Genomic DNA, 12,194 nt, shown 5'->3' with positions numbered 1-12,194 from the left:
ATGAACCTTAATCGTTATTATTCGAGAGATCGAGTCTGAAAAACATCAGCCTTTGAGGCTGTCCAGGTCTTCGACGTTGATGGTATCCAGATTACGGAACATCACCACCAGAATAGCCAGACCGATAGCCGACTCAGCGGCGGCAACCGTCAGGATGAAGAAAACGAAGATCTGACCGGCCGCGTCGCCCATGAAATGGGAGAACGCGATGAAATTCATATTCACCGCCAGCAGCATCAATTCGATTGCCATCAGCAATACGATGATGTTCTTGCGGTTCAGGAAAATACCGACGATCGAGATTGCGAACAGGATCGCGCCCAGGACCAGAAAATGTGTGAGCGATAATGTCATGGTGCCTCCTTAACTTCCGGCTCAGCCGCAGGACGCTCGACGACCGCGTCCATCTTGATGATCTTCAGGCGGTCGTTGCGCTTGACGCGTACGGCATCGCCTGGAGCGAAATGCTTGGTGTCCTTGCGTTTGCGCAGGGTCAATGCGACCGCGGCAACGATGGCCACCAGCAGCACGACGGCGGCGATCTCGAAGGCGAACACATATTTCGTGTAGATCAGCAGGCCCAGTTCCTTGGTGCCGCCCAGGTTGACGTTCACCGGAGCGATGCTAGGCGCAAAGTTGCGGAAACCGTGCCACAGGACGGCGGCCATTTCCAGCACGATGATCACGCCCACCGTCACCGACAAAGGCAGGTAGCCCCAGAAGCCTTCGCGCATGCGGTCGATATTGATATCGAGCATCATGACCACGAAGAGGAACAGCACCATCACGGCGCCGACGTACACCAATACCAGCACGATGGCCAGGAATTCAGCTTGCAGCAGCATCCAGATGCCGGCTGCGGAAAAGAAGGACAGCACCAAGAACAGTACTGCGTGGACCGGATTACGGGCCGTGATGACGCGCGTCGCTGCCAGAATCAAGATCAGCGCGAAGGCGTAAAACAAAATTGTTTTAAAGTCCATAAAAAACCCAATAGACGTACAGATGAACGAGGGGCGCGCCGCAGCTTCTCGGCTGCGGCGCATCCATCAGCGATAAGGTGCGTCGGCGGCGCGCGCAGCGGCGATGTCATTTTCATAACGATCACCCACGGCCAGCAACATCTCTTTCGTGTAATACAAATCCCCGCGTTTCTCGCCGTGGTATTCCAGGATTTGCGTCTCGACGATCGAATCGACCGGGCAGGACTCTTCGCAGAAACCGCAGAAGATGCACTTGGTCAAGTCAATATCGTAACGCGTGGTGCGGCGCGAACCGTCGTCACGCTGTTCCGATTCGATCGTGATGGCCATCGCCGGGCAAACCGCTTCGCACAGTTTGCAGGCGATGCAACGTTCCTCGCCGTTCGGGTAGCGGCGCAGCGCGTGCAAGCCACGGAAACGCGGCGAGATCGGTGTCTTCTCTTCCGGGAATTGCACCGTGATCTTGCGCGAAAACATATACTTGCCTGTCAACGCCATGCCCTTGATCAGCTCGCCTAACAAGAGGCTGCTGAAGAAATCTTTTACCTTATCCATTCGTATGCACTCTCTTACTTCCAAATATTCCAGGATGTCTGCATCCAGGCAGCGACGAAGACCAGGTAGACCAGCGTCAACGGGATAAACACTTTCCAGCCGAGGCGCATGATCTGGTCATAACGGTAGCGTGGGAAAGTACCGCGCACCCAGATGAACACCGACACGATGAAGAAGGTCTTGGCGAACAGCCAGAAGAAGCCGCCGAAACCACCCCAGAACTCGAGGAAGGCAAATGGTGCGGACCAGCCACCGAGGAACATGATCGAAGCCAGGGCGCCGATCAGGATCATGTTGGCGTATTCGGCCAGCATGAACATGGCGTAGGCCATGCCCGAGTACTCGACCATGTGGCCGGCGACGATTTCCGATTCGCCTTCGACGACGTCGAACGGGTGGCGGTTGGCTTCAGCCAGGCCCGACACCAGATAGATGACGAACATCGGCAGCAGCGGCAGCCAGTTCCACGACAGGAAGTTCACGCCCTTGTCGGCGAAGAAGCCGATTTGCTGGCCGCCGACGATGTCGATGAAGTTCAGGCTGCCCGAGACCATCAGCACGATGACCATCACGAAGCCCATCGGGATTTCATACGAAATCATCTGTGCCGAAGCGCGCATGGCGCCCATGAACGAGTACTTCGAGTTCGAGGCCCAGCCGGCGATGATGATGCCGTAGACTTCCATCGAGGTAATCGCCAGCAGCATCAGCAAGCCCGCGTTGACGTTGGCCAGCACGGCTTGCGGGCCGAACGGCACGACCGACCAGGCGGCCAGGGCCGGCATGATGGTCATGATCGGGCCGATCACGAACAGGCCCTTGGCGGCCTTGGACGGGATGATGATCTCTTTGAACAAGAGTTTCAGCGCATCGGCGATCGGTTGCAGCAAGCCCAATGGGCCGACGCGGTTCGGGCCGACGCGGATCTGGATCCAGCCGATCAGCTTGCGTTCCCACAAGGTCAGGTAGGCAACCAGACCCATCAGCGGCAACAGCACGCACAGGATCTTGATCAGGGTCCAGAAGAACGGCCACGAGCCGCCCAGCAAATCCTGGCCACCGCTGTTGATGACGTTTACAAATTCAGGCAGAGCCATCAGATTTTCCCCTCTGCTGTTTCAACTGTGATGTCACCGAACATGCCGCCCAGGCTAGCCGTCGAGGCATGCGCCGCCGACACCTTGACCACATTGGCTGGCAGGCCGGCATGGAGTGCCGCCACCAGGATGGCGCTGCCGGAGCCTTGCGCCACTTTGACCTTGTCGCCTGCCTTGATGCCCAGCTTCTCGGCCAATGCTGGCGACAGATGGGCTTGCGGCGCGGCGCCATCGACCGTGCGTTGCAAAGGTTCGGAGCGGCGTACCAGCGCGTCGGCGAAGTAGATCGGCACGTCGGCGATGCGTTGCAGCGCTGGCGATGCCGGTGCGTATGTCGCAGCTTCCGGTGCGTTCCTGGCGATGTTGTTCAGCTGTGCCGACAGGTCGGTCACGCCGGCACCGAACGCTTCGTCGCGGATCGCTTCGGACGTGTCGTAGTCGAAACCGGCCAGGCCCAGGATGTTGCCCAGGACGCGCAGCACTTTCCAGGCTGGACGGGTATCGGCCAGCGGTTTCACGGTGCCGTTGAAGCTTTGCGCGCGGCCTTCGCAGTTCACGAAGGTGCCCGAGGTTTCAGCGAACGGCGCGATCGGCAGCAAGACATCGGCGTAATCCATGCCATGCTTGAAGGCGGACATGGCCACGACCATCTCGGCCTTGTCCAGCGCGGCGCGGGCCGCTTGTGGATTGGCGGCATCGAGTTCCGGCTCGGCGTGCAGCAGCACGTAGGCTTTCTTCGGCACGGCAAACGCGGCTTGCACGTTGGCGCGCGGCTTGGCGACCAGGTGCGCGCCAACCGTGTTGGCCGCTTCCGTCAGGTAACCGAGCTTGGCGCCCGTCTGTTCGGCGATCCATTGCGCGGCAGCGTGCAGTTGCGACGCTTGCGGGTGTTGCGTTGCCGCGTTACCCAGCAGTACGGCGCCGTTGTCGCCGGCCATCAGGCTGGCGGCGATCGCGACGGCCACGTCCGAAGCGGCAACCGCTTCGAAACCGGCTGGCGCGGCGATTTCTTTCGCTTTAGCAACAGCGACGACCACTTCCGACAAGGCCGCCAGCCAATCGCTCGGCGCTGCGATCATCTTGTTGGCGATGGTGATCAGCTGATCATCGTCGGAGGCGTGCAGGATCGACAGCTTGGCGCCACCCTTCACGGACGCGCGCAAACGCGTGGCCAGCAATGGGTGGTCCTTGCGCAGGAACGAGCCGATGACGAAGGCGCGCTTGATCTGGCCAAATTCGTTGATCGGCATGCCCAGCCATGGCTTGACGCTTGCGTCGAGCGCGAAGTCGGTCTGGCGCAGGCGGAAGTCGACGTGCTCGGAACCGAGACCGTGGGCCACTTTTTGCAGCAGGACCAGCTCTTCGACCGTCGAATGCGGCGTTGCCAGCGCGGCGATGGCGTCGGCGCCATGCTCGTGCTTGATGTTTTTCAGGCCGTGCGCCACGTATTCCAGCGCCGTTTGCCAATCGACTTCTTTCCACTCGTTGCCTTGTTTCAGCATCGGCGACGTCAGGCGTTCGGCGCTGTCCAGCGCTTCGTACGAGAAACGGTCCTTGTCCGAGATCCAGCACTCGTTGACGGCTTCGTTTTCCAGCGGCAGTACGCGCTTGACCTTGCCAGCTTTCACTTGCACGATCAGGTTCGAACCGAGGCCGTCATGCGGGCTGACCGATTTGCGGCGCGACAGTTCCCACGTACGGGCGCTGTAGCGGAACGGCTTCGAGGTCAGTGCGCCGACCGGGCACAGGTCGATCATGTTGCCCGACAGTTCGGAGTCGACCGTCTGGCCCACGAAGGACACGATTTCCGAGTGTTCGCCGCGGCCGATCATGCCCAGCTCCATCACGCCGGCCACTTCCTGGCCAAAGCGCACGCAGCGGGTGCACTGGATGCAGCGCGACATTTCTTGCATGGACACCAGCGGACCGGCTTCCTTAGGCTGCACGACGCGCTTGTCTTCCTTGTAGCGCGATTCGCTCTTGCCGTAGCCCACGGCCAAGTCTTGCAACTGGCATTCGCCGCCCTGATCGCAGATAGGGCAATCGAGCGGGTGGTTAATCAGCAAGAATTCCATGACCGACTTTTGCGCCTGCACAGCTTTATCGCTGGCGGAGCGCACGATCATGCCGGCACTGACCGGGGTCGCGCAAGCGGGCAAAGGCTTGGGCGCCTTTTCCACTTCGACCAGGCACATGCGGCAGTTCGCTGCGATCGACAATTTCTTGTGATAGCAGAAGTGCGGAATGTAGGTTCCCAATTTGTTGGCGGCGTCCATCACCATGCTACCAGCAGGGACTTCGACTTTTTTGCCGTCTATTTCGATTTCAACCATGGTGATCGTTACCTGACGCAGCTTAGATATATGCGGGCACTAAGCAATGCTTGTGCTCGATATGATATTCAAATTCTTCACGGAAATTCTTAATGAAGGCCCGTACCGGCATGGCAGCCGCATCGCCCAGCGCGCAAATGGTGCGGCCCTGGATGTTGTCGGCGATCGAGTTGAGCATGTCCAGGTCGTCTGGACGACCCTGCCCCTGCTCGATGCGGTGCACCATGCGGTACATCCAGCCTGTGCCTTCACGGCAAGGCGTACACTGGCCGCACGATTCTTCAAAGTAGAAGTAGGACAGGCGTTCCAGCGCCTTCACCATGCAGCGTGTTTCGTCCATCACGATGACGGCGCCCGAACCCAACATCGAACCGGCTTTCGCGATCGAGTCATAGTCCAGGTCGGTCTGCATCATGATGTCGCCGCGGATCACCGGCGCGGACGAACCGCCAGGGATCACGGCCTTGATCTTTTTGCCACCGCGCATGCCGCCTGCCAGTTCCAGCAGGGTCGCAAACGGGGTGCCGAGCGGCACTTCGTAGTTGCCCGGTTTTTCCACGTCGCCCGAGATCGAGAAGATCTTCGAACCGCCGTTGTTCGGCTTGCCCATCGCCAGGTATTTCTCTGGACCGATGTTCAGCACGAAAGGCACGGCCGCGAAGGTTTCCGTGTTGTTGATCGTCGTCGGCTTGCCGTACAGGCCAAACGAGGCAGGGAAAGGCGGCTTGAAGCGCGGCTGGCCTTTCTTGCCTTCCAGCGATTCCAGCAGGGCCGTTTCTTCGCCGCAGATGTAGGCGCCATAACCATGGTGCGCGTGCAACTGGAACGAGAACTCGCTGCCCATGATCTTGTCGCCCAGGAAACCGGCGGCGCGCGCCTCTTCCAGCGCTTCTTCGAAACGCAGGTATTCCTGGAAGATTTCACCGTGGATATAGTTATAGCCGACGGTGATGCCCATCGCATAAGCGCCAATGGCCATGCCTTCGATCAGCGCATGGGGATTGTAACGAATGATGTCGCGGTCCTTGAAAGTGCCCGGTTCGCCTTCATCTGTATTGCAGACGAGGTATTTTTGGCCCGGGAACTGGCGCGGCATGAAGCTCCACTTCAAGCCGGTAGGGAAACCCGCGCCGCCACGGCCGCGCAAGGACGAAGCCTTGAGGTCGGCGATGATCTGTTCCGGCGTGATTTTCTCTTCCAGGATACGCCGCAGGGCCGAATAGCCGCCGCGGTTCACATAATCTTGCAAATGCCAGTTCTTGCCATCCAGATCCTTCAGGATCAATGGATCGATATGGCGGTTGTGGAGTGACGTCATTTCTTGAGTTCCTCCAGCATGGCGTCGATCTTCTCGTTCGACATCCAGCTGCACATGGTTTTATTACTGACCAGCAAGACAGGCGCATCGCCGCAAGCACCCATGCACTCGCCTTCGACCAGGGTGAACTGGCCGTCAGCGGTGGTTTCGCGGAAATCGATACCCAGTTTCTGCTTCAGGTATTCTGCAGCGCGCACGCCGCCCGACAGGGCGCATGGCAGGTTGGTGCACACGGTGATCTTGTGCTTGCCCACGGGTTTCACGTTGTACATATTGTAGAACGTGGCCACTTCCTGCACGGCAATCGCCGGCATGCCGATGTAATCGGCCAGTTCCTTCATGGTTTCCGGCGCCAGCCAGCCCAGTTCATCCTGGGCATGGGCCAGCGCGGCCATGACGGCCGACTGACGCTGGTCGGCCGGGTACTTGGCCAGCTCGCGGTCAATTTTCTTATAGCATTGCTCTGATAACAACATACTTTTTGCCTCTTAGCGGTCAATACTGCCGAACACGATATCTTGCGTCCCGATGATGGTCACGGCGTCGGCAAGCATGTGCCCACGCGCCATCTCGTCGAGCGACTGCAAGTGGGCGTAGTCTGGCGCGCGCAGTTTCATGCGGTACGGCTTGTTGGCGCCATCGGACACCAGGTACACGCCGAACTCGCCCTTCGGATGTTCCACGGCGCTGTAGGCCTCGCCTGGCGGCACGTGGAAACCTTCCGTAAACAGCTTGAAGTGGTGAATCAGGGATTCCATGTTGGTCTTCATGTCGACGCGGCCCGGAGGCGCCACCTTGCGGTTGCTGGTCATGACAGGACCTTCATTGTTGCGCAGCCACTCCACGCATTGCTTGATGATGCGGTTCGACTGACGCAACTCTTCCACGCGCACCAGGTAGCGGTCGTAGCAATCGCCGTTGGTGCCGACAGGAATGTCGAAATCCATCAGGTCGTACACTTCGTACGGCTGCTTCTTGCGCAAGTCCCACTGCACGCCCGAGCCGCGCAGCATGGCGCCCGTAAAGCCCATGGCCAGCGCATCTTCCGGCGAGACCACGCCGATGCCGACGGTCCGTTGCTTCCAGATTCGGTTATCGGTCAGCAGGGTTTCGTACTCGTCCACGGAGTTCGGGAAACGGCGCGCGAAGTCTTCGATGAAGTCCAGCAGCGAACCCTGGCGGTTTTCATTCAGCTTGCCGATGGCCTTGGCGTTGCGGATGATCGAGGCCTTGTGCTGCGGCATCGCGTCCGGCAGGTCGCGGTAGACGCCGCCCGGACGGTAGTAGGCCGCGTGCATGCGCGCGCCCGATACCGCCTCGTAGGCGTCGAACAAGTCTTCGCGGTCGCGGAAGCAATACAGGAACGGGCCCATGGCGCCGACGTCCAGCGCGTGGGTGCCGAGCCACATCAGGTGATTCAGGATGCGCGTCATCTCGTCGAACATGACGCGGATGTATTGCGCGCGCAGCGGCACTTCCAGGCCCAGCATCTTTTCGATGGCCATCACGTACGCATGTTCATTGCACATCATCGACACATAGTCGAGACGGTCCATGTACGGCACGGATTGCAGATAGGTCTTTTGCTCGGCCAGCTTTTCGGTGGCGCGGTGCAGCAGGCCGATATGCGGGTCGGCACGCTGGATGACTTCGCCATCCATCTCCAGCACCAGGCGCAGCACGCCGTGCGCGGCCGGATGCTGCGGCCCAAAGTTCAGGGTGTAGTTCTTAATCTCAGCCATTATTTCATCCCGTAATGTTCTTCGCGGATCACGCGCGGCACGTTTTCCCGCGGCTCGATCGTCACGGGCTGGTAAATCACGCGCTTTTGTTCCGGATCGTAACGCATCTCGACATAGCCGGAGACGGGGAAGTCCTTGCGGAACGGATGGCCGATGAAACCGTAGTCGGTCAGCAGGCGGCGCAAGTCGTTGTGGCCTTCGAAGAGGATGCCCAGCAGGTCGAACGCTTCGCGCTCGTACCAGTTAACGGCACGCCAGATGCCCACCACGGAAGGCAGCAGCGGCATGTCGTCGTCGGGTGCGAACACGCGCACGCGCACGCGCCAGTTGTGCTTGACCGACAGCAAGTGCGAGACGGCCGCGTAACGCAGGCCATCCCAGCTACCGTCGCCATAGGTCGAGTAGTCGACGCCGCACAGATCGATCAATTGTTCGAAATGCAGGGCCGGATCGTCGCGCAGGGTCCGCATCACGCCCAGGTAGTCTTCCGCCTTGACCAGCAAGGTGACTTCACCCAGTGCAACCGTCGTGCTAACGCGATCGCCCAGGGCAGTGCCGAGGGCGTTTTGCAATACTTCTAAATGTGTTGTCATAATCTGAAGCGGCCCCGTTAGCGTGCGATCGTGCTGGTACGCTTGATCTTGTTCTGCAACTGCATGATGCCGTACAACAAGGCTTCAGCGGTCGGAGGACAGCCAGGCACATACACGTCGACGGGCACGATACGGTCGCAACCGCGCACCACGGAATAGGAGTAATGGTAGTACCCGCCGCCATTGGCGCAGGAACCCATCGAGATGACCCAGCGTGGCTCCGCCATCTGGTCGTAGACCTTGCGCAGGGCCGGCGCCATCTTGTTGCACAGGGTACCGGCAACGATCATGACGTCGGACTGGCGCGGCGACGGACGAAACACGACGCCGAAACGGTCCATATCGTAGCGGGCTGCGCCCACATGCATCATTTCGACCGCACAGCAGGCCAGACCGAACGTCATCGGGAACATAGACCCGGTGCGCGCCCAGTTGATCAGCTTGTCGGCCGAGGTGGTGATGAAACCTTCGCTTAATACGCCTTCAATAGCCATGGCTTATTCCCAGTCAAGGGCACCTTTCTTCCAAATGTACCAAAATCCGACCACGAATTCAGCGATGAACACCATCATCGTGACGAAACCGGCCCAGCCCAGGTCGCGCATTGCAACGCCCCATGGGAAAAAGAATGCCGTTTCCAGATCGAACAAAATAAACAGGATTGCGACCAGATAGTAGCGCACATCAAATTTCATGCGCGCGTCTTCGAATGCTTCAAAGCCACATTCGTACGGGGAGAGTTTTGCTGCGTCAGGCTTGTTAGGACCTAACAGGCGCCCCAGGAGCTGGGGAGCGATACCGACACCGAGGCCGATAATAATGAACAGCAGGACGGGGAAGTAATTTTCGAGGTTCACGATTGATAAGCTTATATTGAACGATCGGTTAAATGAGGACGCTGCGATCATTTGCAGCGTATCTAACGCACGACCCCAATCAAAGCTAAGACCAGGATCGAACGACACATCCTCGTAAAAAAAGCCAGCAACTTTGTACGAGCCATGGCCCGTGCGCCGTTGCTGGCTTCTGATTTCTGGTGCCGACGACGAGACTCGAACTCGTACAGCTTGCGCCACTACCCCCTCAAGATAGCGTGTCTACCAATTTCACCACGTCGGCGGTAAGGCCCGTATTCTACTCTGCTTTGGCGCTAAAGTTAATGCACAAATGCATCAAAACACAGATAAAAACGATAAATTTTTACATCTTCCAGCGCGCCACGATTTTTTCCTGCCGCGCTGCTAAAACATTGAGCAATAATCCGCCCTTAATGAGAATTACTCTCGATGAGGTATCGAGTTGCTACAGAATTACTTGGGAATCGCGCCGGCCGGGGTGCTGGCAACCGGAGCCGCCGCTGCCGGAGCGCTGGCCGCTGGCGCCGCAGGCACCGTCGTCGGGATCGCGCCCGCGCCGGTGACCGGCACTGGCTTGACGACTTTATCCATCACGCCGCCGCCCACCGTGGTGGCGCGCTGATTGGCCATCAGCGACAGGGCCAGCGTAGCGCCGAAGAAGATCGCGGCGGCAACACCAGTCGACTTCGACATGAAGTTCGACGAACCCGTCGCACCGAACAGGCTGCCCGAGGCGCCCGAACCGAAGGCGGCGCCCATGTCGGCGCCCTTGCCGTGCTGCAGCAACACCAGCGCGATAATCGACAATGCCGAAATAACCTGTACTACCACTACCAGATTGAACATCATGTTCATTGCAATTCCATTCTCAGTTTAAATTAATTCAATCGGCGGCGTGAATAATCGCCAGGAAATCCGCCGCCTTCAATGCCGCCCCGCCGATCAGACCGCCATCAATATCCGGCATCGCCATCAATTCTTTTGCGTTCTCCGGCTTCATGCTGCCGCCGTACAGGATTTGCACGCCGGCGGCCGCTACCGCATTCTTTTGCGCCAGCTGGGCGCGCAATACCTGATGCACATCCTGCGCCATTTGCGGCGTGGCCGTCTTGCCCGTGCCGATGGCCCAGACCGGCTCATAGGCCAGCACCAGTTTCGCCACGTCGTCGGCGGAAATCGCCGCCAGCACGGCGCCCAGCTGCTGCGCCACGACGGCGTCGGTCTGGCCCGCTTCACGCTGCGCCAGCGTCTCGCCGATGCAGACGATAGGCGTGATGCCTGCCGCCAGCGCGGCAACCGTCTTGGCCGCCACCTGCGCATCGCTCTCGCCATGGTAGGCGCGGCGCTCGGAATGCCCGATCACCACATAGCTGCAGCCGAAATCCTGCAGCATGGCGGTCGAGATTTCTCCTGTGTAAGCACCGCTGGCATGCGCGGAGACATCCTGCGCACCCCAGCCAAGAGCCGAGCCTGCCAATTGCGCCTGGCACTGCGCCAGATACGGCGCAGGCACACAGACGGCGCTGGCGGCGCCGGAGGCAGCCAGGCCAGCAACTATTTCAGACAATAACACCGCGTTCGAGGTGCGACTGCCGTTCATTTTCCAATTTCCGACGACGAGTTTGCGACGCATAGTAGCCTAAATTCTAATAACCCGTCATTCTAACTCCGGCACCGATGCCGGTCAAACAGGCAGTGCCCCGTTTCAGGCAACTTGCAACATGATCTTGCCCACGTGCGTGCTCGCTTCCATCAAGGCATGCGCCTCGCTGGCTTTTTCCAGAGGGAACGTTTGATGGATCACGGGCTTGATCTTGCCCGCCTCGATCAGCGGCCAGACGGTCGTGCGCAAGTGCTGCGCGATGGCCGCCTTGAAGGCGACGGAACGGGGACGCAAGGTGGAACCCGTCACCGTCAGGCGGCGGCGCAGCAGGCTACCCAGGTCCAGTTCCGCCTTGGTGCCACCCTGCACGGCGATCAGGCCGATGCGGCCATCATCGGCCAGGCAATCGATTTCGCGCGGCAGATAGTCGCCGCCCACCATGTCGAGGATGACGTCGACGCCTTTGCCACCGGTCAATTCCTTGACGACGGCGACGAAATCTTCCGTGCGGTAATTGATGCCCCGTTCGGCGCCCAGCGCTTCGCAGGCGCGTGCCTTCTCGTCGCTGCCCGCCGTGGCGAACACGCGATGACCGAGCGCGGCCGCCAGCTGGATCGCCGTCACGCCGATGCCGGACGTGCCGCCCTGCACCAATAACGTTTCGCCGTCAATCAGCGCGCAGCGGTCGAAGACATTGCTCCAGACGGTAAAGAAGTTTTCCGGCAGGGACGCACCTTCCAGCGCCGTCAAGCCTTGCGGCAGGGGCAGGCACTGGCCGGCGGGCGCGGCGCAGTATTCGGCATAGCCGCCGCCCTGCACCAGCGCGCAGACCAGGTCGCCCTTCTTGAATGCGGTGTTGCCAAAGTCGCCATCGACGACTTCGCCCGCCACTTCCAGGCCCGGCAAGTCGGACGCGCCGGCGGGCGGCGCATACTTTCCCAGGCGCTGCAGCACGTCGGGGCGGTTGATGCCGGCCGCGTGCACCTTGATCAGCAGTTCGCCCGCCTTATATTGCGGCATGGGACGCTCGGCGATCTGCAAAACGTCGGCGGGACCTGGCTGGCTGATGGCAACTGCACGCATGGCGGAACTCTCTCAAGGGAAAACGGCGAT

General features: G+C 59.8%; 14 protein-coding genes and 1 tRNA gene. All 15 read right to left on the bottom strand.

All coding sequences use genetic code 11. The annotated features are described in order from the left end of the window. Positions 1-45: 45 nt before the first annotated feature. The 15 genes from nuoK to J0O65_RS18955 all read right to left on the bottom strand — a co-directional run bounded on the left by nuoK (position 46) and on the right by J0O65_RS18955 (position 12,164). Positions 46-354 carry an NADH-quinone oxidoreductase subunit NuoK gene (gene nuoK, locus J0O65_RS19025; protein WP_010399724.1) on the bottom strand — a complete coding sequence of 103 codons (309 nt, stop codon included), beginning with the start codon at positions 352-354 and terminating at the stop codon, positions 46-48. After that, positions 351-983: an NADH-quinone oxidoreductase subunit J gene (locus tag J0O65_RS19020; RefSeq protein WP_034779507.1), complete on the bottom strand. Its 633-nt coding sequence runs from the start codon at positions 981-983 to the stop codon at positions 351-353. The genes nuoK and J0O65_RS19020 overlap by 4 nt, the downstream gene beginning before the upstream one ends. 66 nt (positions 984-1,049) lie before the next feature. Further along, complete coding sequence (gene nuoI / locus J0O65_RS19015; protein WP_010399726.1) at positions 1,050-1,538, bottom strand: NADH-quinone oxidoreductase subunit NuoI; 489 nt, start codon at positions 1,536-1,538, stop codon at positions 1,050-1,052. A 14-nt stretch (positions 1,539-1,552) separates the two neighbouring features. Then, the gene (gene nuoH, locus J0O65_RS19010; RefSeq protein ID WP_133990143.1) at positions 1,553-2,635 is read right to left on the bottom strand and encodes an NADH-quinone oxidoreductase subunit NuoH; all 1,083 of its coding nucleotides are present in this window, start codon (positions 2,633-2,635) and stop codon (positions 1,553-1,555) included. Next, positions 2,635-4,968, bottom strand: coding sequence for an NADH-quinone oxidoreductase subunit NuoG (gene nuoG, locus J0O65_RS19005; protein WP_215408805.1), 2,334 nt, complete (start codon positions 4,966-4,968; stop codon positions 2,635-2,637). The genes nuoH and nuoG overlap by 1 nt, the downstream gene beginning before the upstream one ends. A 22-nt stretch (positions 4,969-4,990) precedes the next feature. Further along, positions 4,991-6,286, bottom strand: a complete 1,296-nt coding sequence (gene nuoF / locus J0O65_RS19000; RefSeq protein WP_010399729.1) for an NADH-quinone oxidoreductase subunit NuoF — start codon at positions 6,284-6,286, stop codon at positions 4,991-4,993. Next, entirely contained in the window at positions 6,283-6,762 is a 480-nt protein-coding gene (gene nuoE, locus J0O65_RS18995; protein ID WP_035820520.1) for an NADH-quinone oxidoreductase subunit NuoE, read from the bottom strand. The genes nuoF and nuoE overlap by 4 nt, the downstream gene beginning before the upstream one ends. Before the next feature lie 12 nt (positions 6,763-6,774). Then, a complete protein-coding gene (locus J0O65_RS18990) occupies positions 6,775-8,028 on the bottom strand; it encodes an NADH-quinone oxidoreductase subunit D (protein ID WP_215408804.1) in 1,254 nt (417 codons plus the stop codon). After that, on the bottom strand, positions 8,028-8,621 hold the full coding sequence (locus J0O65_RS18985; protein WP_215408803.1) for an NADH-quinone oxidoreductase subunit C: 594 nt from the start codon (positions 8,619-8,621) through the stop codon (positions 8,028-8,030). The genes J0O65_RS18990 and J0O65_RS18985 overlap by 1 nt, the downstream gene beginning before the upstream one ends. A 17-nt stretch (positions 8,622-8,638) precedes the next feature. Further along, positions 8,639-9,115 (bottom strand): NuoB/complex I 20 kDa subunit family protein, encoded by a 477-nt coding sequence (locus tag J0O65_RS18980; RefSeq protein ID WP_010399733.1) that lies wholly within the window; start codon positions 9,113-9,115, stop codon positions 8,639-8,641. A gap of 3 nt (positions 9,116-9,118) precedes the next feature. Further along, positions 9,119-9,478 carry an NADH-quinone oxidoreductase subunit A gene (locus J0O65_RS18975; RefSeq protein WP_010399734.1) on the bottom strand — a complete coding sequence of 120 codons (360 nt, stop codon included), beginning with the start codon at positions 9,476-9,478 and terminating at the stop codon, positions 9,119-9,121. 177 nt (positions 9,479-9,655) lie between these two features. After that, positions 9,656-9,740 (bottom strand) — tRNA-Leu (locus tag J0O65_RS18970). A 191-nt stretch (positions 9,741-9,931) separates the two neighbouring features. Then, positions 9,932-10,333 carry a preprotein translocase subunit SecG gene (gene secG / locus J0O65_RS18965; RefSeq protein ID WP_035820525.1) on the bottom strand — a complete coding sequence of 134 codons (402 nt, stop codon included), beginning with the start codon at positions 10,331-10,333 and terminating at the stop codon, positions 9,932-9,934. Positions 10,334-10,361: 28 nt separating this feature from the next. Then, the gene (gene tpiA, locus J0O65_RS18960) at positions 10,362-11,111 is read right to left on the bottom strand and encodes a triose-phosphate isomerase (RefSeq protein ID WP_215408802.1); all 750 of its coding nucleotides are present in this window, start codon (positions 11,109-11,111) and stop codon (positions 10,362-10,364) included. A 72-nt stretch (positions 11,112-11,183) separates the two neighbouring features. Continuing rightward, positions 11,184-12,164, bottom strand: a complete 981-nt coding sequence (locus J0O65_RS18955; protein WP_215408801.1) for an NAD(P)H-quinone oxidoreductase — start codon at positions 12,162-12,164, stop codon at positions 11,184-11,186. Positions 12,165-12,194 lie beyond the last annotated feature (30 nt).

The organism is Janthinobacterium sp. JC611 (assembly GCF_018682595.1).
GTDB lineage: Bacteria > Pseudomonadota > Gammaproteobacteria > Burkholderiales > Burkholderiaceae_D > Janthinobacterium.
This window is presented reverse-complemented; position numbering and strand designations above follow the sequence as displayed.

Coding starts and splice junctions, on each gene's coding strand:
- tpiA (WP_215408802.1), bottom strand. CDS start 11,111: ATGCGTCGCAAACTCGTCGTCGGAAATTGGAAAATGAACGGCAGTCGC.
- J0O65_RS18990 (WP_215408804.1), bottom strand. CDS start 8,028: ATGGCTGAGATTAAGAACTACACCCTGAACTTTGGGCCGCAGCATCCG.
- nuoG (WP_215408805.1), bottom strand. CDS start 4,968: ATGGTTGAAATCGAAATAGACGGCAAAAAAGTCGAAGTCCCTGCTGGT.
- nuoF (WP_010399729.1), bottom strand. CDS start 6,286: ATGACGTCACTCCACAACCGCCATATCGATCCATTGATCCTGAAGGAT.
- secG (WP_035820525.1), bottom strand. CDS start 10,333: ATGAACATGATGTTCAATCTGGTAGTGGTAGTACAGGTTATTTCGGCA.
- nuoI (WP_010399726.1), bottom strand. CDS start 1,538: ATGGATAAGGTAAAAGATTTCTTCAGCAGCCTCTTGTTAGGCGAGCTG.
- J0O65_RS18985 (WP_215408803.1), bottom strand. CDS start 8,621: ATGACAACACATTTAGAAGTATTGCAAAACGCCCTCGGCACTGCCCTG.
- nuoK (WP_010399724.1), bottom strand. CDS start 354: ATGACATTATCGCTCACACATTTTCTGGTCCTGGGCGCGATCCTGTTC.
- nuoH (WP_133990143.1), bottom strand. CDS start 2,635: ATGGCTCTGCCTGAATTTGTAAACGTCATCAACAGCGGTGGCCAGGAT.
- J0O65_RS18955 (WP_215408801.1), bottom strand. CDS start 12,164: ATGCGTGCAGTTGCCATCAGCCAGCCAGGTCCCGCCGACGTTTTGCAG.
- J0O65_RS19020 (WP_034779507.1), bottom strand. CDS start 983: ATGGACTTTAAAACAATTTTGTTTTACGCCTTCGCGCTGATCTTGATT.
- nuoE (WP_035820520.1), bottom strand. CDS start 6,762: ATGTTGTTATCAGAGCAATGCTATAAGAAAATTGACCGCGAGCTGGCC.
- J0O65_RS18980 (WP_010399733.1), bottom strand. CDS start 9,115: ATGGCTATTGAAGGCGTATTAAGCGAAGGTTTCATCACCACCTCGGCC.